We start from the raw sequence: 24,904 nt of genomic DNA on the forward strand, positions 1-24,904 counted from the left end.
CCCCGGCCTGAAAGGAGGCCTGACATGGCGTATGTCATCAACGACGCCTGCATCAACGAACTCGACGGCTCCTGCGTCGACATGTGTCCGGTGGACTGCATCTACGAGGGTCTCACCAAGCGTTACATCAACCCGAACGAGTGCATCGACTGTGGCAACTGCCTGTCCGAATGCCCGGTGTCGGCGATCCAGAGCCCCAAGGACATCACCGACCCGACCTGGCAGCAGGACAATGCCGCGTTCTTCGCGCTACCGCTACCCGGGCGCGAAAAAGCCCTCGGCGACCCCGGCGGCGCGGTCGGGCTCGGCGCGATTGGTGTGGACACCCCGCTCGCGGCCTCATGGATCAAGGAGTAGTAAGTCATGCGTGTTCCCTTTCTGATCATCGGCGGCGGCATCGGTGGTATGACCACCGCGCTGGCTCTGGCACAGGCGGGTTTCGCTGTGCATATCGTCGAACAGGCGTCGGAGTTCGGTGAAATCGGCGCTGGTATTCAATTGGCGCCCAACGCGATTCGGATCCTCGATCAGCTCGGGCTGAGCGGCGCCATCGAGCGGATCGTGGTCCGGCCGAAGAACCTGGTCTTTCTCGACATCGACTCCGGTGAGCACCTGGCGACGGTCGATCTCGCGGACCGGTTCGTCGAACGCTACGGACAGTCCTACTCGGTGCTGCACCGCGGTGATCTGCTCGACGCCTTGCTCGATGCCTGCCGTACGCAGACGAACATCACCCTCGAGCCCGACAAGATGGTCACCGGGATCGCGAACCGTGAGAACAACACGGTGGTGGTCGATTTCGCCGACGGCACCCAATACGTGTGCGACGCGGTCGTGGGCGCGGACGGCCTGTGGTCCAAAACCCGCACCTTGTTGTCCGACGACGACCCCATCTGCTCGGCCTATGTCGCCTACCGAGGAGCGCTCCCGATGCGCGAGGTCACCGCCCCCGTCGAGAACGACGACGAAATCATCTGGATAGGACCGAACAAGCACCTCGTGCAGTACCCGATCCGGGGTGGCCACCTGTACAACCAGGTCGCAGTGTTCCGTAGCGATCGTTTTGACCCCGCGATCGCCCGAACCGAGGAGTGGGGCACCCCCGACGAGCTCGACCAGCACTTCGGCACCGCCTGTGGGCAGGTACGCAGGTCCATCTCCCAGTTCAAGCGCGAGAAGCGCTGGCCGATGTACGACCGTGCACCACTGGCCAACTGGACCGTCGGACGGGTCACCCTGCTCGGGGATGCCGCGCACCCGATGCTGCAATACCTGGCACAGGGCGCCTGCCAGGCCATCGAGGACGCCGAGTGCCTCACCCGGTTCATGGTCGAGCACGACGGTGACGTCGACGAAGCCTTCGCGGCATATCAGGCCGAACGTATTCCGCGCACCGCCCAGATCCAGTCGGTCGCCCGCATATGGGGCGAAATCTGGCATACCGAAGACCCTATCCTGCGCGAACTGCGCAACCGGGTCTTCGCCCGCGACACCACCGACCACTACGTCGACCTGGACTGGCTCTACCAGACCCGCGTCGGATAGGAGTACTGATGAACGACGTTGTGCACGAGGTGATCCGGGCCAGCGGTGCGCTCGCCTTCGCAGGCCTGAGCGATATGGTGTGGGGCCACGTCTCGGTCCGCGACCCCGAGGGTAAAGGCGTGTGGATCAAGGCATCCGGCTGGGGATTCGAAGAGATCGATGCCGAGAAGGTTCACCTCGTCTCGCCCGAAGGCGCTGTGCTGACGGGGGAGGGGAAACGGCACCTCGAATTCCCTATCCACACCGAGATCATGGCGCGGCGCACGGACGTGGGCTGTGTCGTGCACACCCATGCGCCCGCACTGGCCGCCTTCGCCTCCCTGGACGTTGAGCTGCAGCCGATTTCGCATGACGCGGTGCCATTCGCCTATCCGCAGCTGCCCCGCTTCACCAAAACCGGCGCTCTCATCGCGACCCGGGACCTGGGCTGCTCCCTCGCCGAGACGCTCGGTGACGCGAACGGCATCTTGATGCCCAACCACGGTGCGGTGACGGTCGGACCTGACGCCGCGACCGCTGTCATGTTCGCGGTACTGCTCGAACGTGCCTGCCGCACACAACTTCTCGCACTGGCCGGGGGTGGATCGAAGGTATGGTCGGATGAGCAGGAGACCCGCTTCAAACGTGATCAGATCTGGAACCCAGGTCAGCTGGGCGTCGGCTGGGAGTACCTGGCCAGACGCGCAGCGCAGGCCGATGTCCACTGATCGGCTCCTCGATTGGCTCGAGTCGGAGACGAAACGCCTGCTCGAAACCATCGACGAGTACTGGGAATCGGATTTCAACGAGCAGTCGACACTGCCCGGATGGACCACCGGGGCACTGGTCACCCACCTGGCGAACCACGCCGACAGCGTGAACAACCAGCTGACCGGCCGCGATTCTGGTCGGCGATGGACGGTCGACACCGGTGCGGACCGGCCCGGCGCGGTGCTGATCACCGACGCGATCGACTCGGCGGAGCGGCTCCACACAACGGTGTCCGGGTTGCGCGCCGCCGACTGTGGGCGTTTGATCCACACTCCCACAGGGGAATTGGTCACCGTCTCCCGCTTGGTGTGGCTACGGCTGCGGGAAGTCACCGTTCACCACGTGGACCTGGGTGGTCGTTTCGAAGACTTGCCCGCAGATCTGATCGACGAGCTACTGGCCGATGCGGTACGAGCGGTGCGGCACCGGGGTGACTGGCCGGCGCTCGTGCTGCGGCCGACCGGATTCGATCAGGTATTGCGAAGCCGGCCAGAGAACTATCCGGCGCCTGTCGAGATCAGCGGAAGCCCAGCCGGACTGCTGGATTGGGTGACCGGTCGCAGCGGCGGAGGACTACTCGAAACCCCGGACGGAAGGCTTCCAGCTCTGCCGTGCTGGCTCTGAACATGGAAACGAGAACAATGAAAATCACCCACTTCGGGCACGCCTGCGTGCTCCTCGAGATTCCCGCGCCCGGCACCGAGGTCCGCGTCCTCATCGACCCCGGCACTTACTCCACCGGATTCGAAGGACTCCGTGGCCTGACAGCGGTGCTGATTACCCACTCCCACCCCGACCATATCGACATCGACCGATTGACGACGCTGCTCGCGGCGAATCCCACCGCCGACATCGTGGCCGATTCCGCCAGCGCCGCACTGCTTTCGGGTCTCGACCGGACCGTTACCACGGTGCAGCCGGGCGACAAACTGTGGGTCGCCGGTGTACGCGTGGACGTGATCGGCGGCGTGCACGCGTGCATTCACGCCGCGCTGGCGAACGTCCTCAACAACGGCTACATCATCGACGGATCGGTCCTGCATCCCGGCGACGACCTCGAGACCTTCCCCGCAGGGCATGCGATCGAGGTGCTGCTCGTCCCCGCCGGCGGACCGTGGATGAAGATCGGCGAAGGCATCGACTTCCTGCGCCGCGTTGCGCCTCGCGTCGCCATCCCCATCCACCAGGCCGGACTCGCTCAGATGCATCAGCAACTGCACTACCAGCTGTTGCGGAATCTCGGGCCCGAAGGCTGTGAACTCGTCGTTTTGGAACCGGGCACCGCGCATGCGGTCTGAACAAGGCGGAAAGCTATGAGCACCAGCGAAAATGTCGACACCGCGACCGTGCCCGACCCGGCGCTGGAGCAGCTCTACCAGGACTTCGCTGCCGAACACCTGAACCCGCTCTGGACCCAGACCAACGACCTCATGCCGATGATACCGGCGTCGAAGGCGATTCCCTTCGTCTGGAAGTGGTCCACGCTCTATCCGATCGCCCAGCGCGCCGGCGATCTCGTGCCTGTGGGACGTGGGGGAGAACGCCGGGCCATCGCTCTGGCCAACCCTGGTCTGGGTGGCGTACCGTACGTCACCCCGACGCTCTGGGCCGCCATTCAATACCTGGGCCCGAAAGAAACCGCACCCGAACATCGCCACGCGCAGAACGCTTTCCGATTCGTCGTGGCGGGCGAAGGTGTGTGGACGGTCGTCAACGGCGATCCGGTCGCCATGCGTCGCGGCGATTTCCTGCTGACACCAGGCTGGGCGTTCCACGGCCACCACAATGAGACCGATCAGCCGATGGCATGGATCGACGGCCTCGACATTCCGTTCGTCAAGTACACCGACACCGGGTTCTTCGAATTCGGCTCCGACGGTGTCACCGACGATGGCACGCCGGATATCTCACGCGCAGAACGACTTTGGGCGCATCCCGGATTGCGCCCGCTGGTCGGATTGGGCAGCAAGACCAGCTCGCCGATCGCCGCCTACCGGTGGGAACACACCGATGCGGCACTGCACGAACAGCTCGCCCTCGAGGACGAAGGCCACGCCGCTACCACCGAACCCGGGCATGCTGCGGTGCGCTACACCAACCCCACCACCGGCGGCGATGTCATGCCGACCATTCGCGCCGAATTCCACCGCTTGCGCGCCGGCGCGCGCACCCGCCCACGCCGTGACGTCGGCTCGTCCGTCTACCAGGTATTCGACGGCACCGGACGATTCCAACTGGGGGACAAGGTCTGCGAGATCGGGAAGGGCGACATGATCGCCGTCCCGTCCTGGACGGAATGGTCCATCGACACCGACCACGGCCTGGACCTGTTCATGTTCTCCGATGCCCCCATCGTCGAACGCCTGCATTTCGACCGCACCCAGATTTCCGAAGGAGCATGATCCGATGCGACTCGCCACCCTACGCCTCGCCGCGAACGCCAACGCCACCGCGGCCGTTCGTGTGGACAGCGACGAATTCGCCACTGTCATAGAAGGTTTCGCTGATCTGTCCGAGCTGCTCGCGGATCCTGATTGGCGGACCATCGCCGAAGCGGCCGATGGCGTAGGGGTTGTGCTCGCGGGCGCCGAATACGCCCCGGTGGTCCCGAAACCCAGCAAAGTCATCTGCGTCGGCCTGAACTACGCGACCCATATCAAGGAAATGGGCCGGGAACTGCCTGCCTACCCGACTTTGTTCGCCAAGTTCCCGGAAGCGCTGACCGGGCCATACGACGACGTCGTCGTTCCGTCCTACGCAGCGGCGCAATGTGATTGGGAGGGTGAGCTTGCCGTAGTCATCGGCAGGACCGCCTACCAGGTGGACGAAGCCGACGCCGAGGCCTACATCGCCGGCTACTCGGTCATCAACGACTACACGATGCGCGACTACCAAACCCGCACCCTGCAATGGGATCAGGGCAAGTCCTTCGAGAAGACCGCGGGCTTCGGTCCCTTCCTCACCACCACGGACTCGTACACCTTCGGAAGCACGCTCGAGACCAAGCTCGAAGGCCGTACGGTGCAGACCACCACGACCGACGATCTGGTATTCGAGCCCGCCGAGTTGATCGACTACATCTCCCACATCGTCACCCTGCAACCAGGCGACGTCATCTGCACCGGGACTCCCGGCGGTGTCGGCCACGCACGCAAGCCCGAGGTGTACATCCAGAACGGGGAAACCGTCGAGGTCACCATCGAGGGCCTCGGGACTGTCCGGAACAAGACGATCGTCAAATAGGAGCCTCGACGCTGATGGGATTCCACGATCTCGTGCGCACCGAACAATCGCTGCTCGCCCGCTGTGGCACCGCCTATTTCACCGAGCGGCTCGGCGCGCTCACCGATGCCGAACTGGGCGAACCGACCCTGCTGCAGGGCTGGACTCGCCGCCACCTCGTCGCGCATGTGAGTTACAACGCGGTAGCCCTGGGTAATCTGCTCGACTGGGCGGCAACGGGTAACGAAACACCCATGTACACCTCGCCCGAGCAACGCGGGCGGGATATCGAGGAGGGCGCCACGATGTCGCCCGCGGCCCTGCGGAATCTGTTCGACCACACGGTCGCGCGGCTCGACGAGAAGTGGCGGAACCTCCCGGACGCGGCCTGGGATGCGAAAGTCTTTACTGTCCATGGCCGTTCGGTTCCGGCCGTGGAGACACTGTGGATGCGCAGCCGTGAGGTGTGGATTCACACGGTGGACCTGGCCAACGGTGGTCGTTTCGACGTATTCCCCGACGTGATCGCTCAGAGCCTGCTCGACGATGTGGTCGGTATCTGGCGTAAACGGGATGTCGGCACGGGTTTGGCCTTTCGAATCGATGATCGACCGCCGGTCGCGGTGCAGCCCGAAAGCCCGACCGGCACCACGATCACGGGATCGCTTGCCGCGGTGACTCGCTGGGCGACCGGCCGCGGGGCGATCGGTATCACCACAACGGGTCCGGCGGTTGCCGTGCCCAGCTGGCTCTGAACGCGAAAGGTGACCATTGGCAACAAGTTCCACATCCGCTGCTCCGATGGGCGGTAGTGGACGTGCCGCATTCGACACCGTGGATCTGGCCCATGCGCGCGGTTGCGCAGGCACTGGGTGCTCCTATTTCTCGTCGCTGTCGCGGACTGCTCGTAGCGCCTGCTCATAGGCCCGAACCAGAGGGCGCTGGTCGTTTGCGCGGCGGGCGAGCGCAAAAAGTAGCGGGGGTAGATCGCGGACCGGGCGGAAAGTCACCCCGCCGTGGTCGAGCAACGGGATGTCGCCCGCGGCGGTCAGGGTCACGCCGAGGCCCGCCGCCAGAGCTTCGTTGACCTCATCGATACCGGCCACCTCGGCGCCGACGCGGACCGGCCGCCCGGCCCTCTTCTCCATTGCCAGCCAGTAGTCCCGCAGTGGTCCTGCCGCGCGCGGCAGTGCCAGGAACGGCTCGTTCAGCAGGTCCGCGAAGTCCAATGCCGTCGTGCCCGCCAGCTGATGTCCGGGAGGCAGCGCGATCAGCCGGGGTTCCTCCGATACCACTGTGGTGGCGTAGCGCCCCGGATCCGGCAATGGGAGCCGAATGTATGCCAGATCGCTGCTGCCGTCCGACAGTCCGGCGGTCGGGTCCTGCCAGCCCACCTGACGTAACTTCAAGGTGACTTCGGGGTAGGCCGCGAGGAACCGCGATCGCACCGCCGGAAGCAGTCCGCCGCGCCCCGGGCTGGCACCCATCCCGATCACGAGGGTGCTTCGCTGGGCCGCTCGCGCTTGCTCCACCGCCGCGGTCGCGGCATCGAGTGCCTCCAGTACTGTCCGTGCGTGCGGGAGCAGTGCCTCACCGACAGGGGTGAGTATCACCTGCTGCGGATCCCGAGTGAAAAGTGGAGCGCCCAAGTGTCTTTCGAGTGCCCGAATTTGCTTGCTCAGTGCCGGTTGCGACACATAGAGTCGTTCAGCCGCGCGCGTGAAGTTCAGCTCTTCCGCGACAGCCAAGAAATAGCGCAGATCGCGTCCGTGCAGGTCCATAACCAATGGTTATCATGACAGATCTTGGACACGCCCCCGAACCGCCTGCACGCTGAAGAAATGAACGAGATCTGGAACGAGATCTGGATTGTCACAGGCGCCAATTTCGGCTTCGGTCGGGCCATCACCGAGGCGGCAGTCGGCGCGGGGAACATTGCCATCGCAGCCACGCGGCGACGCGAAGCCCTGGCAGATCTCGTCGCCGCCCACCCGGATCGGATCGAGGCGCTCAGCCTCGACGTCACCGATCAGACCGCGACCGCTGTCGCGGACATCGCAGCCCGCTACGGCCACATCGACGTCCTGCTCAACAATGCCAGCCGCTGCGATATCGGAGCGTTCGAGGAGACCTCCGACGCGGAACTTCGGGTGAGCCGGGTTCGTTCCGCACCAGCCCGCCCGGCAACACCACGCTCAGCTCCGAATTGTCCGCCTACGCTGCTACGGTCGGCGGCATACGCGCTGGCATCGCCGCATCTGACGGAGAACAGCCCGGCGACCCGGCCAGTGATAGTGAGTCAACCAGGAGAGTGCGCTTACCCACGTCGGCAGCCGTGCGTCGCTGGACTCGACGCTCTTGCGGGCGGTGCCGCGTCCTGCATGCATACCCATCGGAGCAGTTGAACGCTGGACCACAGATGTCGTGCTGGAATGCAATGCCGCATTACCTGGCCTTCGATCGGGTGAGTGCACGGTCACCCGATTTTGGATGGATTCGCCTCCAGATGAGAGTGTCACCACTTTCATCGCCCGACAACGACGTCGGCGGTGGTTCACAACGGCGTGGACCTGGAGACGTTTCCGGTCGGGTGACCGAGGGCTTCGGCGTAGCGGCGCACGGGTGCTGAACGCACAAGTCTCGTCCTGAAGTACTCCGCTGGATTCGTCATATACAGCATGGCGTTGAGTTTGGAGAACTGCTCGAAGGCGAGCTTTGAGTAGTGGTCGGACAGGATTTGCTGCGATGGTTTCCTCGGAGCCCAAGCATGCGAGTGCCTCGTCCAGAAAGGTTGACCTGGAATCGGGGTGGCTGGGTGATCGCGGACTTGCCGCTGGTGGAGGCGGAGTCGTGATTGGTGAGCCCGACGTGTTCGTCCGACTGGCGACTCCGGAGGAAGGCTGGCGGCTGCAGGATTACCTACCTTACGGCGCCCGAGGAGGCGATATGCCATGACTACGGAAGGATGGTTCCCATCCGAAGGTGATGTGCACCTGCGGATCTGGCTGGCCGACCTGGACTTCGACTTCACGGCCACTGCGGTGGCGGCCCGCAATCTGATCCACGATTGGGAGCGAAAGCATTGGTGCACAATCGAATTGATCCGCGACATCATCGAGTGCTCTCGGCTGCTGCCGCGCCTGCCGTGCGAGCGATTGTTCCTAGGGCCGTGACCAGCAGCGCCATGCTTTGTCCGGATAGGTTGCTGTGGTAATCCGGGTGAGCGGCCGGGGTGGGACTCATTGCGACGACTGCTCGTTCGGCGATCACGGTCATGGTCTCGGCATGCACGACGATGCCATCGGTGTGCTCGATACGCTGTACCGGCTGTTCGAGAAGAATGCCGTAACCGAGTTCATCGGCCAGGGCGAGTGCGAAGCGTTGTGAACCTCCGACGAAGCGGCGCTCCCGCGCGCCTCCGGAACTGGAGCGCAGCGCGATGAACCCGCATGTATGCGTGCGGGACGAGTGCCTCGCCGACCGGCGTGAGTGTTACCTGCTGTCGATCCCTGGTGAAAAGTAATGTGCCCAAATGTCTTTCGAGTGCCCGAATCTGCTTGCTCAGTGCCGGCTGTGACAAATAGAGCCGTTCGGCCGCGTGCGTGAAACTGAGCTCTTCCGCGACAGCCAGGAAGTAGCGCAGATCCCTTCCGCGCACGTCCATAACCAATGGTTATCACGATTGCTCTTGGACAAACCCCGGAATCCGGTCGCACGCTGAAGAAATGAACCAGATCTGGATTGTCACAGGCGCCAATTCCGGCTTCGGTCGGGCTATCACCGAGGCGGCCGTCGCTGCCGGGAACATTGTCGTCGCGGCCGCACGACGACCGGAAACCCTGGTCGATCTCGTCGCCGCCTACCCGGATCGGGTCGAAGCGCTGAGGCTCGACGTCACCGATCAGATCGCGATCGCGAACGCTGTCGCGGACATCGCAGCCCGCTATGGCCACATCGACGTCCTGGTCAACAATGCCGGGCGCAGCCATATCGGATCATTCGAGGAGACCTCCGACGCGGAATTGCGAGATCTGTTCGAACTGCACGTCTTCGGGCCTGCCGCGCTCGTCCGCGCCGTCCTGCCACATATGCGCGCTCAACGATCGGGAGCAATCATCCAGGTCAGCAGCCTGCGAGGACAAACCTCCCGGGCCGGCTTCGCTGCGTACAGTGGCGGCAAGTTCGCCATCGAAGGCATGTCGGAAGCTCTCGCGAGGGAAGCCCGGCCGCTCGGCATCAAGGTGATGATCGTCGAACCGGGATCATTCCGCACCAGCCTGCCAGGCAACACCACGGTCAGCCCCGCATTGCCCGACTACACTGGCACAGTCGGCCGCATGCGCGCTGTCATCGCCGCAGGTGAAGGTGAACAGCCCGGCGACCCGGCCCGCGGCGCGGCCCTCGTGCTCACTGCCCTCGACGCCGACCGCACGCCACTGCGACTGGTGCTCGGCGCCGATGCCGTCGACGGTATCCTCGCGCACCTCGACCAAGTCCGGGACGACATCGAAGCATGGGAGGACGCCTCCCGCGAGACCGGGTTCCGGCGCTCCCGAGTTCTGCAATTCGGATGACGCTCGACAACGCCGACGAACTACTAGCGGTTTGGGATGGGCAACCAGCGCGCGGCTACGGCGGCACAGTTGACGTGGTGGCCGTCGCCCGCGAATGCGGCATACCGGTAATCGTGATCTGGCCAGGGGGCAGACCAAGACTAGGCCGCAACTCCCCAGACACCGAGAAAGAAGCCCGCAATGCGCTGGCCGAGGTCAGCTCGACGTGGCACGCGGTACCTCGGTCCGTTCGACTAGAAAGCTCGCTTCAGCGCCGTAGGACGCGACGCAGACAGATCTCAGCAGCCCCTGTCTGGATTAGCCGCGCGTATGACGGGGCGTGTTCGCGGCCGCCTCGGTCTCGCGTCCGAGCTGTGTTCGATCACCGCGCCTTCAGCGCGGACGCGAGACGGGCCGCGAACGGGCCGCTCGTGAGACTCGCTCCGTGGTGGCGGGGTTAGCGGCGGGGTGCACGCGATTCGGGGTATACGTCGTCGTCGGTGAGGAGGGCGCTGCCCGCGACCTGGTCTTGGGCCAGCGCCTCCAGGAAGGAGCGCGCCCAGCGGTCCACATCGTGGGCGAGTACCTGGCGGCGCAGGGAGCGCATTCGGCGGCGGCGGGTGTCGCGGTCGTCCTCCAGTGCGTCGATGATGGCGTCCTTGACGCTGTTCAGATCGTGTGGGTTGCACAGGTAGGACTGGCGCAATTCGGCTGCGGCGCCGGTGAATTCGCTCAGCACCAAGGCGCCGTTGAGGCCGCTGTGACAGGCCACGTATTCCTTGGCGACCAGGTTCATGCCGTCGCGCAGCGGTGTGACCAGCATCACGTCGGCGGCCACGAAGAAGGCGATGAGTTCGTCGCGGGGGATCGGGCGGTGCAGGTAGTGCACGACCGGGTAGCCGACCCTGGCGAATTCGCCGTTGATCCGGCCGACCTGGCGCTCGATATCGCCGCGCATCTGGATATAGCTCTCCACCCGTTCGCGACTCGGGGTGGCCAGCTGCACCATTACGGTCTCGGCGGGATCCAGCCTGCCTTCGAGCAGCAGCTCCTCCAGTGCGGCCAAGCGGATGTCGATGCCCTTGGTGTAGTCCAAGCGGTCGACGCCGAGCAGGATGTTCTTCGGATTGCCCAGTTCCGCACGGATCTTCGCGGCACGTTCGCGGACCGAGCGGCGGCGCGAATGTTCGTCGAGTTCGGCCGAGGCGATCGAAATCGGGAATGCGCCGACCCGCACCGTGCGGAAGCCGACCTGCACGACGCCGAGTTTCGAGCGCACGCCGACGGTGCCGCGCGAGGTGGGCTGACCGGCCAATCTGCGGGCCAGGTAGAGGAAGTTCTGCGCGCCGCCGGGCAGGTGGAAGCCGATCAGATCGGCGCCGAGCAGGCCCTCGATGATCTCGGTCCGCCACGGCATCTGCATGAACAGCTCGACCGGCGGGAACGGAATGTGCAGGAAGAACCCGATGGTGAGATCGGGGCGCAGCATCCGCAGCATCTTCGGCACCAGTTGCAGCTGGTAGTCCTGCACCCAGACGGTCGCGCCCTCGGCCGCGACCTTCGCGGTGGCCTCGGCGAAACGCCGGTTCACCGTGACGTAGGCGGCCCACCAGGCGCGGTCGTAGACCGGGCGCACGATCACATCGTGGTAGAGCGGCCACAGCGTGCCGTTGGAGAAGCCCTCGTAGTAGTCGGCGACTTCGCCCGCGGTCAGCGTTACCGGATGCAGTTCGAGACCGTCTTCGATGATCGGGTCGATATCGACGTTCGGCACACCGGCCCAGCCGACCCACGAGCCCTTGTTATTGCGGAGTACCGGCTCGAGCGCGGTCACCAGACCGCCCGGACTGCGCTTCCAGCGGGTGGTGCCGTCGGGCAGTTTCTCCAGGTCGACCGGGAGCCGATTGGCGACGACAACGAAGCCGGAGCCCGCTCCGTCCGGTTCGGCCAAGGCGGAGGTGACCACCGTGGTGTTTGATTCGGGCGGAGTCTCTGGAAGGGCGTGGTCGGAGTCGTCGGACGGCTGTTCGGTCATCTGGTGCCTCACGCATCCTTTGCGCGTCGCTGTTCCCGGTGAAGTTATCGGTTCAGTCGACGTCGCCGTTGACGTCGCGGTTGCTACTCTCCCCGCGTGCCGGGCCCGATACCCAGCATCGACAGCAGCATCCGGCATTCGTCGGCATCCTCCGCGTAGGCCGCGACAACACGCTGCGCCTGACGGGCGGTCTCGTCGGCGAGTGGTTCCAGATCGTCGTCCGCGATGTCGTTCGCGCTGCTCTTCGCGGCCATCTTGTTGTCCTCCCGGCTAGTACGCTCGTACGTGCGAATAGTCAATGGTATCTGGCCCCGGTGCAGGTATGCCGCCCCCGGATACGGGTGACCTCGGACACGTGCGCGGGCATACCCGTCGGCTATCCGCCGGAAACGCCGCCCTATACCGTGGGAACGCAGTACCAACTCCACGAAAGGGTCGATATGCCGCTGGCCACGGTGAACGGAATTTCGCTCAACTATCAGGTCAAGGGCGATCCTGCCAAGGGCACGGATGTGCGGGGCACGGCACCGCTGGTCGTCATGATCATGGGCACCGGCAGCCCGGGGCGGGTCTGGGAATTGCACCAGGTACCGGCGCTGGTCAAGGCGGGATATCGGGTCTGCACCTTCGATAACCGCGGCATCAAACCGTCCTTCGAGGCGGCCGGTGGCATGACCCTCGAACAGTTGGTCGGGGACACCGCGGGACTTATCGAACTGCTCGCCGAGGGCCCCGCGCTGGTGGTCGGCACCTCGATGGGCGCACGGGTGGCTCAGGAACTCGCGCTGGCGCGTCCGCAACTTGTGCGCAAGGCCGTGTTCATGGCCGCGCACGGCCGCCTCGACCAGTTTCAGAAGACGCTCTCGCTCGGCGAGCACGAACTCGATGCCAGCGGAGTCAAGCTGCCCGCGAAGTACGAGGCGGCGATGACCGCGGTGATGAATATGTCGCCCGCGACCATGGCCGATCCGGCCGCGGCCCGCGACTGGCTCGATCTGTTCGAATTCACCGGCGGGCCGGTGACACCGGGCATTCGCGCGCAGCGCCGGATGGACCACGATTTCGACCGTGTGCAGGCCTATCGCGGCATCAGGGTGCCGTGCCTCGCGCTCGGATTCGCCGATGACCGGATGATTCCGCCATATCTGTCCAGGGAGGTTGCCGAGGCCATTCCCGGTGCGCGCTACCTGGAAGTTCCTGATGCGGGGCATTACGGTTATCTCGAGCGTCCAGAAGCCGTGAACAAGATCCTGCTCGATTTCTTCGCGGCCTGAGGTAACTGCCAACACGTAACGTCTGCCTTGCTAGGGTCGACACAACGCTCGTGGAGAGCTTCCGGCGCTGTAACAGTGCTGGATGAGCCAAGGGCGATCCCGTACATGCGCCAGTATCCAGTGAGGTGAAATTGAGCACCAACCCCTTCGATGACGAAGACGGCCGCTTCTTCGTTCTGGTGAACGACGAGGAGCAGCATTCCCTGTGGCCCGCCTTTGCGGAGGTCCCGGCCGGATGGCGAGTCGTATTCGGCGAGGACAGCCGCGCTGCGTGCGTCGAGTACGTCGAGAAGAACTGGACCGATATGCGTCCGAAGAGCCTGCGTGACGCGATGGCCGCCGACGACGCGGCCCGTCAGGGCGCCCAGTCCTGACCCGCGGTATCCGATACTGCGCCGGGGCTCACTGCTGAACCGCCACTGCGTGGCACCGTAAAGCCGGTGTCACGCAGCTGGCGTGCCCGGTTATGATTGGCACCGCTTTTCGAGTTAGACCCCCGTCCGCCTCCTTAGCTCAGTGGTAGAGCACTCGCCTTGTAAGCGAAAGGTCGTCAGTTCAATCCTGACAGGAGGCTCCAGTCGAGCCTGACAGGGGGCTCCACCACAAGAGGGTGGTCGGTGCGCATGATTGCGTGCCGACCACCCTTTTTGGTCGACCTGCTCAGTCCGGGACGTTGGCTCCGTAGCCCAGTTCGCGCAGGGCTTTCTTGATTTTGGCTTGGGCCTCGTCGAGGGATTCCGGGGTGGGGTTGGGGTCGGCGCCGGAGATGTCGAAGTTGCCCATGGTGAATGCCGGGAAGACGTGCAGGTGCAGGTGTGGCACCTCGAGGCCGGCGATCAGCAGGCCCGCGCGGGGTGCGTCCCAGGCCTCGCGCACTGCTCGGCCGATCTTCTGGGCGACGCCGTTGAGGCGCGCGAAGGTGTCGGGGTCGATGTCCTGCCACTGGTCGATTTCCTTGCGGGGGACCACGAGGGTGTGGCCGGGGGTGACCGGGGCGATGGTGAGGAATCCGACGAATTCATCGTCTTCCCAGACGAATCGGCCTGGCAGTTGGCCCGCGATGATCGCGCTGAAAACGGAAGGCATGCACCGGAGGCTACTCGGCCGGCGGTTCGGGTTGGTGTTGACGCCGCCGCCGTCTCCGCCGCACCCGCTGGCTTGCGCACGCACCGCCAACTGCACCGTCGCGATGCCGCGCGGGCATTGCGGATCGACATCCCGAACGGCATCGACGAATCGGGATTCGTCACCATCGGCAGTATCGACCAGTGGTCGAGATCTGCGGCGATGGGCCAGAAGTCGTTGGTGGCGTGGGGCTTTCGCGGTCAGGCGACGTAATGCGACAGGATGCTCTGCACCTCGTAGATATCGACCTGACGGTTGAACCGCTTCTGCACCGGCTCGTCGCTGCCCGAGATCCAGATGCAGAGTTCGGCATCCAGATCGAAGGTGCCCGCGGTTTCCACCGAGAAGTGCGTGATCGCCCGGTAGGGGATGCTGTGATAGCTCACCTTCCGGCCGGTGACGCCCTGCTTGTCGACCAGGACGAGGCGGCGGTTGGTGAACAGGATCGCGTCGCGCACAAGCAGATACGCGGCGTAGATCTGTTCGCCGTTGCCCATCAGCCTCGCGTATTCCTCTTGTGCCTTGCCGGGCTCGATGCGCCCGGCATTGCCCATCAGTCCGTCGATAAGACCCATCGTCAGCACGTCCTTCGGGTGCGGTGGGGTCGGCGCTCGCGCCCCCTGTCATCAATCATCCACGCGCGGACCGCCGGTGGCCGATAACGCGCTGATTGATGTGTCGGTACCGCTCAGGCCGGCACAGATGAGATCGACGATGCGCTCGGGCAGTGTGTCGTCGATCGGCTCGTGGGTCAGCAGGACTCGCATGTGCAGTGGGGCGATGACGGTTTCCAGCACCAGGCGGGCATCGGTGGCCCGCGGTAATTCTCGCCGCTGAATGCCGCGCTCGATGATGACAGCCGCGAGTTGCAGACGCGATTCCCAGAACTTCCGGCGCGCCGCCGCGATCGTTTCGTCATCGACGTGCACTGCCGCCGCGCGGGTGAAGGTCGCGCCCGCGGGATGTGTCAGATATGTGGCAACCGACCGGGCCAACTCGATGAGATCGCCGCGCACCGATCCGGTGTCGGGCACGGGGATGACCGCACCGCTGGTGGCCAGCAGCGCATCGACGATGAGGTTCTCCCGAGTGCGCCAGCGGCGGTAGATCGACGTCTCGTGAACTCCGGCCTTCGTCGCGACCTCGGCGACGCTGAAATGGTCCGGACCTCGTTCCAGCAACACGGTCACCGCGGCATCGACGACCGCTTGGCGCACGCGCGCACTGCGCCCGCCGGTCCGTCGGGACCGATGTGATGGTTCAGTCACGAATCCACCTTAACGCAAGATATCTTGCGTTTTGATCCCGCGAGGCTTACCGTCTTATCGCAATACCTCTTGCGTTAAGGAGTGCTGATGGTCAACTGGGATGCGCCGACGATCGACTTCGCCCCCACCGCGGAACCCGTCGGTTACCACCGATTGCATCCGGACCGGGGCATGGAGTTCCAGCTCGACCGTTTCCTGCAATGGATCGGCCCCGCCGCGTTGGCCGAGCTCCGCACCGCTGCGGATCGGATCGGCTCGTACGCCGACTGGGTCGAGGTGTTCCTCGAGCTGGCGCAGCGGGCGCGGGCGACCGATCGGGAGTTTTCCGCCGCGTACTACGACCGCGCGGCGGAGTTCTTCATGCCTGTCGACGATCCGCGTCGCGCCCCCGCCCGCACTCGGTTCGTGCGTGCCATGCGTGATCTCTACCAGTTGTCTCCGGTGGACGTGCCCTATGGTGCGGCCGCATTGCCGACCTACGACCTTCGACCGGAGGGTCTGGCGCGGGGCGTGATCGTCGTTTGCGGTGGGTTCGACGAATACACCGAGGAGATCTTTCCGTTGCTGCTGGCCGGAGCCCGCGCCGGATACCGCGTCATCGCCTTCGACGGCCCCGGACAGGGCGGTGCCCTCCTGGACCACGGTCTGCCTATGACGGCGGCATGGGAAGGGCCGGTCGCCGCTGTCCTCGACCATTTCGGCCTGGACGACGTCACCCTGATCGGGGTCTCGCTCGGTGGCGGACTGGCCATCCGCGCCGCCGCGTTCGAACCCCGAATCCGCCGCGTCATCGCCCTCGACGTGCTCGACGATTTCCTGGAATGCCTTGGCAGACAAGCATTTCCCGGTGCCACCCCGGGGATCCGGCTCGCACTGGCGGTCCGCGCCCGCCACCTGGTCAACCTGACCGCCCGCCTGGCCGCCGCCCGCAAACCGATCGCCGCCTGGGGCCTGAGTCAAGGCATGCACGTCACCGGCACGAAAGATGCCTACGAGTTCTTCCGCGCCGCTCGCGACCTGTCCTCCCGCGCGGTCTCGCACCGCGTCACCGCCGACGCGCTCCTCTTGGCCGGATCCGACGACCACTACGTCCCCGCCCGCCAGCTGCACCGCCAGGCCGCAGCACTCACGCACGCCCGTTCCGTCACCACCCGCCTGTTCACGCCCGCCGAACAAGCCCACAACCACTGTCAGATCGGCAATATCGGTTGCTGCCTGGGCACCATCCTCACCTGGCTGCAAGACCACGAACGCGCGGCCGAAGATGTCGTCGCCGGTAACCACACGCCGACCAGCTGACTGAACAGGCGCTGGCACGGTTGGTGCTCGTGAGCGGGCGCCGATCCGCGTCTGGGATGTACAAGTGATGAACCCCGAGTAGCGGGTGCGCGGACTACTGATTCTGCGCCATTGGGGACAACCTAAGCTATGCGCGTGCGCGTACTCGTGATCGGTTCCGGAGCCCGTGAACATGCCCTCGTCCTGGCCCTGCGCCGGGACCCCGCGGTGACCGCGCTGTTCGCGGCGCCGGGCAATGCCGGGATCGCCCAGCACGCGCAGACCAAGCCGGTCGATCCCTCCTCCGCCGAGGCGGTGGTCGCCGTGGCCACCGAACTGGACGCGGATCTGGTGGTGATCGGGCCCGAGGTGCCGCTGGTGCTCGGCGTCGCCGACGCGGTGCGGGCGGCGGGCATCGCCTGTTTCGGTCCCTCGGCCGCGGCCGCGCGGATCGAGGGTTCGAAGGCCTTCGCCAAGGACGTCATGACCGCGGCCGGTGTACGCACCGCGCAGAGCGAGATCGTGGACACCCCGGCCGATCTCGACGCCGCGCTGGATCGCTTCGGCCCCACCTGGGTGGTCAAGGACGACGGGCTCGCCGCGGGCAAGGGCGTCGTGGTGACCGCCGATCGCCTCGCGGCCCGCGACCACGGCGCGGAGCTGCTCGAACAGGGGCATCCGGTCCTGCTGGAATCCTTCCTCGACGGGCCGGAGGTATCGCTGTTCTGCCTGGTCGACGGCGAAACGGTGGTGCCGTTGCTGCCTGCGCAGGACCACAAGCGCGTCGGTGACGGCGACACTGGGCCGAATACCGGCGGTATGGGCGCGTACACGCCGCTGCCGTGGCTGCCCGAGAAGACGGTCACCGAGATCGTCGAGGATGTCGTCGAGCCCGTTGCCGCCGAGTTGGTGCGGCGCGGCTGCGCCTTCTCGGGTCTGCTCTACGCCGGTCTGGCGATCGGCGCGGCCGGACCCGCCGTCATCGAGTTCAACTGTCGCTTCGGCGATCCGGAGACCCAGGCCGTGCTCGCGCTACTGGACAGTCCGCTGGGCGAGCTGTTGAACGCCACCGCCACCGGCACGCTGGCCCAGGTCGCCGCGCCGCGCTGGAAGGACGGCTCGGCCGTCACGGTCGTGATCGCCGCCGAGAACTATCCGGGTCGCCCTCGGGTCGGTGATGTGATCACCGGAACGGGCGACGCAGGCGCCGACGATTCGTCCGCGGTCCTGCACGCGGGCACGGCCCTGCGCGAGGACGGCGCGCTGGTTTCCGCGGGCGGTCGGGTGCTGAGCGTTGTCGGGATCGGCGCCGGCCTGGCCGAGGCCCGCGCGCACGCCTACGACCGGATCGCCTCGATCAAGCTGCCGGGCAGCCACTTCCGCACCGATATCGGGCTCGCCGCGGTCGAGGACCGCATCAGCGTCTGACCCGATTCCGGTCCGCGCTCAGCCGAAGCTGAGCCCGTGCACCGCCAGCCACTGCTGCGGATCCACATGCTGTCCGTTGATGATGACCTCGAAGTGCAGGTGTGGGCCGGTGGAGTCGCCGCGGTTGCCCATGCGAGCGATTTGCATGCCCGCTGGGACGCGTTCGCCGACGGAGACGACGAAGTCGTACATATGGCCGTAGACGGTGATGCTGCCGTCGTCGTGCCGGATGCGTACCCAGAGTCCGAAGCCCTGCGCGGGACCCGCGTCGATGACGGTGCCGTTGGCGACGGCGTAGATCGGTGTGCCGATCGGACCCGCGATATCGATGCCGTTGTGGAAAGTGCCCCAGCGCGAACCGAATCCGGAGGTGAAGGTGCCGCGCGTCGGCAGCACCATGCCGGTGATGCCGGGTAGCACCGAACCGACGGTGACCGGCGCGCTGCCCGCCATCCACGGCTGATACTCCCCGGAGACCGCCGCGGCGGCCTCGGCCTTGGCTCGTTCGAGGGTGGTGCGGGCGGCCGCGGCGACCACCTCCTGCTCGCGGATGCGTTCGCCGTTGGCGATGGCGTTCATATAGCGCTTCACCGACGGCGGTGTGGACTGCATCTGCTGCGGGTAGGCGAAGGCGACGCGCTGCGCCTCGTCCGGACCGGGCGTGCGATCGGTGACGCCCCAGGCGAACGATGAATCGGCCGCCGCCAGCACGGCGGCGGCGGTCAGTCCGGCGAGCAGGATTCGATGCTTGCGCAGCAGCGCGCGATAGTCGGGTTCGGGCCGGTCCTGCCACAGCGCACGCAGGTCGGGCGGCGGTTGTCGCCGCAACCAGGCCAGACCTTCCTTACATTCGGCGAGCACCGCACGCGCCCGCCCCGGTAGCGCGCGCAGTTCGGATTCGCGCCGTACCCGCAGCTCGGCACGCCAATCGGGCGGAATGACACCGACGCCACCCACCCCGGGTACTCGGTCCAGCCGCGCGCGGCGAGCCTTGTCAAGCATTAACGCCGACCATAACCCGCACGGCGCGTTCGGCACACGCCGAACCGCAGGGCGGGGCGATTCTCGGCGTCGGTCCGGCACGCCCGAGTATCAGCGAGATGTCGAGGTGCGGGACCATATACCGTCTGTCGGGTGTCCAGAGAATCTCGCCGGTCGGCCATTCCACCTTTCTACGTGATGGATGTCTGGAAAGCGGCCGCGGAACGGGCCAGGACGCACGGCGATGTGCTGGTGCTGGCGGCCGGGCAGCCGTCGACGCCGGCGCCCGCCCCGGTCCTGCGCGCGACCAAGACCGCGATCGAATCCGAATTGCTCGGTTACACAGAGACATTCGGGATTCTGCCGCTGCGTGCGGCGATCGCCGAACACCACCGCGACAGCTATGGATACGACGTCGAACCCGACGATGTCGTGGTGACGACCGGCTCCTCCGGCGCGTTCACCCTCATCTTCCTGGCCGCATTCGACGTCGGCGACACCGTCGTGGTGGCCAGGCCGGGTTATCCGGCCTACCGGAATACCCTGACCGCGCTCGGCTGCCGCGTGATCGAACTCGACTGCGGTTCCGAAACCAGGTTCCAGCCGACGGTCGCGATGCTCGAGGCGCTCCCGGAACCGCCCGCAGGCCTCATCGTGGCCAGCCCGGCGAATCCGACCGGCACCATGATCGACCCGGATGAGCTTGCCGCACTGGCCCGTTGGTGTGATGCGCAGGGCACCCTGCTGATCTCCGACGAGATCTATCACGGCATCACCTACGCGGGTGTCAGCGCGGGCCGGACCTCGTCGGCTTGGGAAACCTCGCGCGAATCGGTGGTCATCGGTTCGGTCTCGAAGTATTTTTCGATGACCGGTTGGCGGCTCGGCTGGATGCTCGCGCCGAGCGGGTTGCGGCCCGCGTTACAACGGCTCGCGTCCAATATGACCGTCTGCCCGCCCGCGGTCTCGCAGTATGCGGCGCTGCACGCATTCGGCGCGGAGGCCAAGGAAGAACTCGACGGCCACGTCCGGCGCTACGCGGTGAACCGGCAGCTACTGCTGGAGGGGCTGCCGAAGATCGGCATCACCGAGTTGGCGCCGGCCGACGGCGCCTTCTACGCCTACGCCGATATCGGCCACCTCACCGACGATTCCCGCAAGTGGTGTGCCGAGGTACTGGACCACACCGGAGTCGCGTTGGCGCCCGGCGTCGACTTCGATACCGTGGCGGGCAATCGGACCGTACGCTTCTCCTTCGCCGGTGCGACCGCGGACATCGAAGCGGCACTCGTTCGGCTAGGTCATTATCTGCGCGGTTGATCATGCTGTCGGACAACGAGTTTGCACAGTTCGGCACAGTGCACGCGCAGATGCGGTAAAACAACGTTGGCTACGTTTCCACTCTTGGGTTTCCTCTCTGATTTCGCACGGATGAGCTGATGACGACTGGCACGATGGCACGGTGATAACCGCGACGACCCCGAAAGGCGAACGGCGTCGCCAGGCTCTGGTAGCGGCCGCCGCCGAGTTGTTACTCGAAGGCGGATTCGATGCGGTGCGGCACCGCTCGGTCGCGACGCGCGCCGACCTTCCGCTGGCGTCGACCACGTACTACTTCGAGTCGCTCGATGACCTGATCGCGCGGGCGGTCGAGTTCAGCGGCAATGTGGAGTTGGACTCGATGCGCCGCCGGGTCGGCGAGGTGAGTCATCGTCGGCGCGGTGCCGAGGCGACCGTCGATCTGGTGCTCGACCTGCTGGTCGGGGCGGACGGCCACGACGAGGGCGCGCGCGGACAGTTGATCGCGCGCTATGAGCGTTCGGTGGCCTCGGCGCGACATCCGGAACTGCGGGAAGTCCAGCTACGACTAAGGGCACAACTCGATGAGCTGCTCGCCGACGTGCTGCGCCGCTCCGATCGGATGGTCCGGCCGGAGCAGTTGCGCAGGATGGTGGCCGTGGTCGACGGGGCCGTGGTGGCGGCGCTGAGCGAATTGGACCCCGAGCCGAGGCGAATGGCGCGCGGGGCGTTGCTGGAGGTCATCGATATCGTCGCGCCCGCGACGCCGCAGCAAGTGGATCGGTACCGAACACTAGACTGACCAGTCGTGAGCGAGCGAAGCGAGGGAACCATGTGCCGGCGCGCAAGGCGCACGACGGAGCCGAGCGCTAGCGAGGCGCGGTCGTGAGTCTTGTCCCTAACGTCCTTGCCACTCGATACGCCAGCCCCGAACTGGTGCATCTCTGGTCGCCCGAGAACAAGATCGTGCTCGAACGGCGGCTGTGGCTGGAGGTGTTGCGGGCGCAGTCCGAGCTCGGCATCGACCTGCCACCCGGCGTGCTCGACGACTACGAGCGCGTGCTCGATCAGGTCGATCTGGCGTCCATCGCCGAGCGCGAGCGGGTCACCCGCCACGATGTGAAGGCGCGCATCGAGGAGTTCAACGCGCTGGCCGGGCACGAACATGTGCACAAGGGCATGACCAGCCGCGATCTCACCGAGAATGTGGAGCAGCTGCAGATCCGGCTCTCGCTCGAGCATGTGCACGCGCACGGTGTGGCGGTCGCGGCCCAGCTGGCCCAGCGGGCCGCCGAGTACCAGACGCTGGTGATGGCCGGTCGTTCGCACAATGTCGCCGCGCAGGCCACCACGCTCGGCAAGCGCTTCGCCTCCGCCGCCGACGAACTGCTCATCGCGCTGACCCGGGTGCGCGAGCTGATCGACCGCTACCCGCTGCGCGGCATCAAGGGCCCGATGGGTACCGCACAGGACATGCTCGACCTGCTCGGCGGTGATCCGGCCAAGCTGGCGACGCTGGAGCAGCAGGTCGCCCGGCATCTCGGCTTCGCGAATGTGCTCACCAGTGTCGGTCAGGTGTATCCGCGTTCGCTCGACCACGACGTGCTCTCCGCGCTCGTGCAGGTCGGCGCGGGTCCGTCCTCGTTCGCACACACCATCCGCCTGATGGCGGGACATGAGCTGGTCACCGAGGGTTTCCAGCCGGGCCAGGTCGGCAGCTCGGCCATGCCGCACAAGATGAACACCCGCTCCTGCGAGCGCGTCAACGGCCTGCAGGTGGTGCTGCGCGGCTACGGCTCGATGGCCGCCGAACTGGCGGGCGCGCTGTGGAACGAGGGCGACGTCTTCTGTTCGGTGGTGCGCCGTGTCGCACTGCCGGACGCCTTCTTCGCCATCGACGGCATGATGGAGACCTTCCTGACCGTGCTCGCCGAATTCGGCGCCTACCCGGCCGTCGTCGCCCGCGAACTCGAGCGCTATCTGCCGTTCCTGGCCACCACCCGGATGCTGATGGCCGCGGTCCGCGCCGGCGTCGGCCGTGAGACCGCACACGAGGTCATCAAGGAACACGCCGTCGCCGTCGCTTTGGCGATGCGCGAACAGGGCCGCGAACCCGACCTGCTCGATCGCTTGGCCGCCGACCCGCGCTTCCCGCTCGACCGCGCTCAGCTCGACGCCGCCCTCGCCGATAAGTCCGCCTTCATCGGCGCCGCCGAAGCTCAGGTCGCCGATGTCGTGGCCGCCGTCCAAAAGCTCGTCGACCAACATCCCGAAGCCGCCCGCTACACCCCCTCCCCGATCCTCTAGCCGCGAAGTTAGGGTGCGGTGTGAATCCGTACACGATTTTCGCTGACATCGTTGCCGGGCGGGCGGAGGCCAGCATGGTGTACGAGGACGATGATGTGCTGGCCTTCATGGATATTCGGCCGATGACGCCGGGGCATCTGCTGGTGGTGCCGAAGGTTGCGGCGCGGAGTCTGGCGGAGCTGGATCCCGCGATCGGCGCGAAGTTGTTCCAGGTGGGGCAGAAGTTGGCAGGGGCGCTGCGGGCCAGCGAGGTGGAATGTGACGGAGTTAACTTCTTCTTGGCCGACGGAGTGACGGCCGGTCAGGAAGTATTTCATGTACACCTGCATGTGATTCCGCGAACGCCGGGTGACGGGTTCGGATTACGTGGCCGGCCGACCAGTCCGCGCCGCGCTGACCTGGACTATCTCGCCAGTTCGATTCGCGGTGCGCTCACCGGGTAGGTTTGTCGCGACGCAGGCGTGACAGTTGTTGTCAGTGTGAAAGTTGTTACGTACCGGTCAATTTGCTGCGGAAGCGCCGGAATCTTGAATCTCTTCCCCAACGTCTCGACGTGAGTTACGTTGGATGCTCTTGTCATGCGGTGCTGGAGGTGGGGACATGCGGCATACGAAGATAGCTGTTTCGGTGCTGGCCTTTGCAATTGCGCTGATAGGTCCCGTGGTCGTCGAGCCTGCCACGGCATCGGCCGCATGGATCGATGAGCTGAGCCCGACGCGCTCGGCGATCTTCGTCGAATCGCCATCGATGGGACGGATCATCCAAGTCCAGGTCCTGCACCCGGCGGGCGGCGGCGCGTATCCGTCCTACTACCTGCTCGACGGCCTCGATCCCGGTGTCGGCCAGAGCACTTGGACCAATGCCACCGATGCCGAGTCCTTCTTCGCGGGCAAGAACGTCAATGTGGTGCTGCCCGTCGGCGGCCAGGCCAGCTACTACACCGACTGGGCGCAGGACGATCCCAAATTCGGCCGCTACCAGTGGGAGACGTTCCTGACCGAGGAACTCCCGCCGATTATCGACGCGCACTACGGCAACGGCGTGAACGCCATCGGCGGACTCTCCATGGGTGGCATCGCGGCCTTCATCCTCGCCGCGCGGCATCCGGAAATGTACCGTGCCGTCGCGGGATACAGCGCCTGTCCCGACACCACCCTCGCCACGGGCGCGGTGATGTTCTCCATCGCCAATCGCGGCGGCAACCCGGTGAACATGTGGGGTGGGGCGGGCAGTTCGGCCTGGGCCGAGCACGATCCCGCATTGCTGGCGGAACGCCTGCGCGGCAAGGCGATCTACCTCTCCACCGGCACCGGCATTCCGGGCCCGCACGAGGCCGAGGTCAAACCGCAACTGGCCGAGAACATCTTCCTCGGCGGTCCCGTCGAAGTCGGCGTCAACACCTGCGTCGTTTCCTTCGAACAGCGCCTGCGCGGCCTCGGCATCCCGGCCCGAGTCGACTACAGCCCCACCGGAACTCACTCCTGGTCCTACTGGCAGGACGATCTGCACGCCTCCTGGCACACCATCGGCCCTGCCATCGGGGCGTGAGTTTTCACGGCTTGCGCAGCACGCGGACGACGGCGACTCCCGCGACAATCGCGGCGAGTGCGGCCGCGCCGAGGATGACCTGGCCAGCGGGCAGTCCGAACAGCTTCACGTCCTCGGTGCGGTAGACGGTCCGGTAGACCTCCGCGTCGGTGGCGTCGGGCTCGAAGGTGAAGTCGGCGTGGATATCCGCGGGCCGGTCGATGGAGATCCGCAGTTCGGTCAGGTAGTTTCGGCCGTTCGTCGTCCGTTGCGTGAGTTAGGCGGCAGCCGGTGCGAGCGCACCGACCACCG

29 protein-coding genes and 1 tRNA gene are annotated in these 24,904 nt (G+C 65.8%); 22 read left to right on the top strand and 8 right to left on the bottom strand.

Annotated features, from left to right (window positions below):
* Positions 1-24 precede the first annotated feature (24 nt).
* From OG874_RS38440 to OG874_RS38475, 8 genes are read left to right on the top strand one after another with little or no spacing between them, the layout of a single operon-like run.
* A complete protein-coding gene (locus OG874_RS38440) occupies positions 25-357 on the top strand; it encodes an indolepyruvate ferredoxin oxidoreductase subunit alpha (RefSeq protein WP_330251946.1) in 333 nt (110 codons plus the stop codon).
* A 6-nt stretch (positions 358-363) separates the two neighbouring features.
* Positions 364-1,545 carry an FAD-dependent monooxygenase gene (locus OG874_RS38445; protein ID WP_330251947.1) on the top strand — a complete coding sequence of 394 codons (1,182 nt, stop codon included), beginning with the start codon at positions 364-366 and terminating at the stop codon, positions 1,543-1,545.
* A gap of 8 nt (positions 1,546-1,553) precedes the next feature.
* Entirely contained in the window at positions 1,554-2,252 is a 699-nt protein-coding gene (locus tag OG874_RS38450) for a class II aldolase/adducin family protein (protein WP_330251948.1), read from the top strand.
* Positions 2,242-2,919 (top strand): maleylpyruvate isomerase family mycothiol-dependent enzyme, encoded by a 678-nt coding sequence (locus OG874_RS38455; protein ID WP_330251949.1) that lies wholly within the window; start codon positions 2,242-2,244, stop codon positions 2,917-2,919. The genes OG874_RS38450 and OG874_RS38455 overlap by 11 nt, the downstream gene beginning before the upstream one ends.
* Positions 2,920-2,936: 17 nt before the next feature.
* A complete protein-coding gene (locus tag OG874_RS38460) occupies positions 2,937-3,593 on the top strand; it encodes an MBL fold metallo-hydrolase (protein ID WP_330251950.1) in 657 nt (218 codons plus the stop codon).
* 15 nt (positions 3,594-3,608) lie between these two features.
* Positions 3,609-4,697: a cupin domain-containing protein gene (locus OG874_RS38465; protein ID WP_330251951.1), complete on the top strand. Its 1,089-nt coding sequence runs from the start codon at positions 3,609-3,611 to the stop codon at positions 4,695-4,697.
* Between the two features lie 4 nt (positions 4,698-4,701).
* Positions 4,702-5,538 (top strand): fumarylacetoacetate hydrolase family protein, encoded by an 837-nt coding sequence (locus OG874_RS38470; protein WP_330251952.1) that lies wholly within the window; start codon positions 4,702-4,704, stop codon positions 5,536-5,538.
* Positions 5,539-5,552: 14 nt separating this feature from the next.
* Positions 5,553-6,272, top strand: coding sequence for a maleylpyruvate isomerase family mycothiol-dependent enzyme (locus OG874_RS38475; protein ID WP_330251953.1), 720 nt, complete (start codon positions 5,553-5,555; stop codon positions 6,270-6,272).
* Between the two features lie 123 nt (positions 6,273-6,395).
* Here OG874_RS38475 and OG874_RS38480 read toward each other — a convergent pair whose 3' ends face one another.
* Positions 6,396-7,298, bottom strand: a complete 903-nt coding sequence (locus OG874_RS38480; protein ID WP_330251954.1) for a LysR family transcriptional regulator — start codon at positions 7,296-7,298, stop codon at positions 6,396-6,398.
* 60 nt (positions 7,299-7,358) lie between these two features.
* Here OG874_RS38480 and OG874_RS38485 point away from each other — a divergent pair, with 60 nt between their 5' ends.
* Together OG874_RS38485 and OG874_RS38490 are read left to right on the top strand one after the other, a co-directional pair.
* On the top strand, positions 7,359-7,922 hold the full coding sequence (locus OG874_RS38485) for an SDR family NAD(P)-dependent oxidoreductase (RefSeq protein WP_330251955.1): 564 nt from the start codon (positions 7,359-7,361) through the stop codon (positions 7,920-7,922).
* Between the two features lie 546 nt (positions 7,923-8,468).
* Positions 8,469-8,690 (top strand): hypothetical protein, encoded by a 222-nt coding sequence (locus OG874_RS38490; protein ID WP_330251956.1) that lies wholly within the window; start codon positions 8,469-8,471, stop codon positions 8,688-8,690.
* A gap of 182 nt (positions 8,691-8,872) precedes the next feature.
* Here the strand turns inward: OG874_RS38490 and OG874_RS38495 are convergent, their stop codons facing one another.
* Positions 8,873-9,181: a LysR family transcriptional regulator gene (locus OG874_RS38495; RefSeq protein WP_330251957.1), complete on the bottom strand. Its 309-nt coding sequence runs from the start codon at positions 9,179-9,181 to the stop codon at positions 8,873-8,875.
* 61 nt (positions 9,182-9,242) lie between these two features.
* Between OG874_RS38495 and OG874_RS38500 the strand changes: the two genes are divergently transcribed.
* Positions 9,243-10,091, top strand: coding sequence for an oxidoreductase (locus OG874_RS38500; protein WP_330251958.1), 849 nt, complete (start codon positions 9,243-9,245; stop codon positions 10,089-10,091).
* A 436-nt stretch (positions 10,092-10,527) separates the two neighbouring features.
* On the opposite strand, the gene OG874_RS38505 is transcribed toward OG874_RS38500, so the two are convergent.
* Complete coding sequence (locus OG874_RS38505) at positions 10,528-12,105, bottom strand: alpha,alpha-trehalose-phosphate synthase (UDP-forming) (protein WP_330251959.1); 1,578 nt, start codon at positions 12,103-12,105, stop codon at positions 10,528-10,530.
* Between the two features lie 83 nt (positions 12,106-12,188).
* Positions 12,189-12,359, bottom strand: coding sequence for a hypothetical protein (locus tag OG874_RS38510; protein WP_330251960.1), 171 nt, complete (start codon positions 12,357-12,359; stop codon positions 12,189-12,191).
* Positions 12,360-12,545: 186 nt separating this feature from the next.
* On the opposite strand from OG874_RS38510, the gene OG874_RS38515 reads away from it, so the two are divergent.
* The 3 genes from OG874_RS38515 to OG874_RS38525 all read left to right on the top strand — a co-directional run bounded on the left by OG874_RS38515 (position 12,546) and on the right by OG874_RS38525 (position 13,956).
* The gene (locus tag OG874_RS38515; RefSeq protein ID WP_330257602.1) at positions 12,546-13,379 is read left to right on the top strand and encodes an alpha/beta fold hydrolase; all 834 of its coding nucleotides are present in this window, start codon (positions 12,546-12,548) and stop codon (positions 13,377-13,379) included.
* A 131-nt stretch (positions 13,380-13,510) separates the two neighbouring features.
* Positions 13,511-13,753 carry an MbtH family protein gene (locus OG874_RS38520; protein WP_011207082.1) on the top strand — a complete coding sequence of 81 codons (243 nt, stop codon included), beginning with the start codon at positions 13,511-13,513 and terminating at the stop codon, positions 13,751-13,753.
* A 128-nt stretch (positions 13,754-13,881) separates the two neighbouring features.
* Positions 13,882-13,956 (top strand) — tRNA-Thr (locus tag OG874_RS38525).
* An 83-nt stretch (positions 13,957-14,039) separates the two neighbouring features.
* On the opposite strand, the gene OG874_RS38530 is transcribed toward OG874_RS38525, so the two are convergent.
* The gene (locus tag OG874_RS38530; RefSeq protein WP_330251961.1) at positions 14,040-14,465 is read right to left on the bottom strand and encodes an HIT family protein; all 426 of its coding nucleotides are present in this window, start codon (positions 14,463-14,465) and stop codon (positions 14,040-14,042) included.
* Between the two features lie 72 nt (positions 14,466-14,537).
* Between OG874_RS38530 and OG874_RS38535 the strand changes: the two genes are divergently transcribed.
* Positions 14,538-14,717: a hypothetical protein gene (locus OG874_RS38535; RefSeq protein WP_330251962.1), complete on the top strand. Its 180-nt coding sequence runs from the start codon at positions 14,538-14,540 to the stop codon at positions 14,715-14,717.
* Here OG874_RS38535 and OG874_RS38540 read toward each other — a convergent pair.
* A complete protein-coding gene (locus OG874_RS38540; RefSeq protein ID WP_330251963.1) occupies positions 14,705-15,079 on the bottom strand; it encodes a PH domain-containing protein in 375 nt (124 codons plus the stop codon). The genes OG874_RS38535 and OG874_RS38540 overlap by 13 nt on opposite strands.
* Before the next feature lie 51 nt (positions 15,080-15,130).
* On the bottom strand, positions 15,131-15,772 hold the full coding sequence (locus OG874_RS38545) for a TetR/AcrR family transcriptional regulator (RefSeq protein WP_330251964.1): 642 nt from the start codon (positions 15,770-15,772) through the stop codon (positions 15,131-15,133).
* Between the two features lie 87 nt (positions 15,773-15,859).
* Between OG874_RS38545 and OG874_RS38550 the strand changes: the two genes are divergently transcribed.
* Both OG874_RS38550 and purD read left to right on the top strand, forming a co-directional pair.
* On the top strand, positions 15,860-17,071 hold the full coding sequence (locus OG874_RS38550) for an alpha/beta fold hydrolase (RefSeq protein WP_330251965.1): 1,212 nt from the start codon (positions 15,860-15,862) through the stop codon (positions 17,069-17,071).
* A 135-nt stretch (positions 17,072-17,206) separates the two neighbouring features.
* Positions 17,207-18,478: a phosphoribosylamine--glycine ligase gene (gene purD, locus OG874_RS38555; protein ID WP_330251966.1), complete on the top strand. Its 1,272-nt coding sequence runs from the start codon at positions 17,207-17,209 to the stop codon at positions 18,476-18,478.
* An 18-nt stretch (positions 18,479-18,496) separates the two neighbouring features.
* On the opposite strand, the gene OG874_RS38560 is transcribed toward purD, so the two are convergent.
* Complete coding sequence (locus OG874_RS38560) at positions 18,497-19,480, bottom strand: M23 family metallopeptidase (protein ID WP_330251967.1); 984 nt, start codon at positions 19,478-19,480, stop codon at positions 18,497-18,499.
* Positions 19,481-19,612: 132 nt separating this feature from the next.
* On the opposite strand from OG874_RS38560, the gene OG874_RS38565 reads away from it, so the two are divergent.
* From OG874_RS38565 to OG874_RS38585, 5 genes are all read left to right on the top strand, one after another.
* Positions 19,613-20,779: a pyridoxal phosphate-dependent aminotransferase gene (locus OG874_RS38565; protein ID WP_330251968.1), complete on the top strand. Its 1,167-nt coding sequence runs from the start codon at positions 19,613-19,615 to the stop codon at positions 20,777-20,779.
* A gap of 142 nt (positions 20,780-20,921) precedes the next feature.
* Positions 20,922-21,560, top strand: coding sequence for a TetR/AcrR family transcriptional regulator (locus OG874_RS38570; protein WP_330251969.1), 639 nt, complete (start codon positions 20,922-20,924; stop codon positions 21,558-21,560).
* An 83-nt stretch (positions 21,561-21,643) separates the two neighbouring features.
* The gene (gene purB, locus OG874_RS38575; RefSeq protein ID WP_330251970.1) at positions 21,644-23,065 is read left to right on the top strand and encodes an adenylosuccinate lyase; all 1,422 of its coding nucleotides are present in this window, start codon (positions 21,644-21,646) and stop codon (positions 23,063-23,065) included.
* Between the two features lie 20 nt (positions 23,066-23,085).
* Positions 23,086-23,508: an HIT family protein gene (locus tag OG874_RS38580; RefSeq protein WP_330251971.1), complete on the top strand. Its 423-nt coding sequence runs from the start codon at positions 23,086-23,088 to the stop codon at positions 23,506-23,508.
* A 157-nt stretch (positions 23,509-23,665) separates the two neighbouring features.
* Positions 23,666-24,613 (top strand): alpha/beta hydrolase, encoded by a 948-nt coding sequence (locus OG874_RS38585; RefSeq protein ID WP_330251972.1) that lies wholly within the window; start codon positions 23,666-23,668, stop codon positions 24,611-24,613.
* Positions 24,614-24,904 lie beyond the last annotated feature (291 nt).

The organism is Nocardia sp. NBC_00565, assembly GCF_036345915.1.
Taxonomy (GTDB): Bacteria; Actinomycetota; Actinomycetes; order Mycobacteriales; family Mycobacteriaceae; genus Nocardia.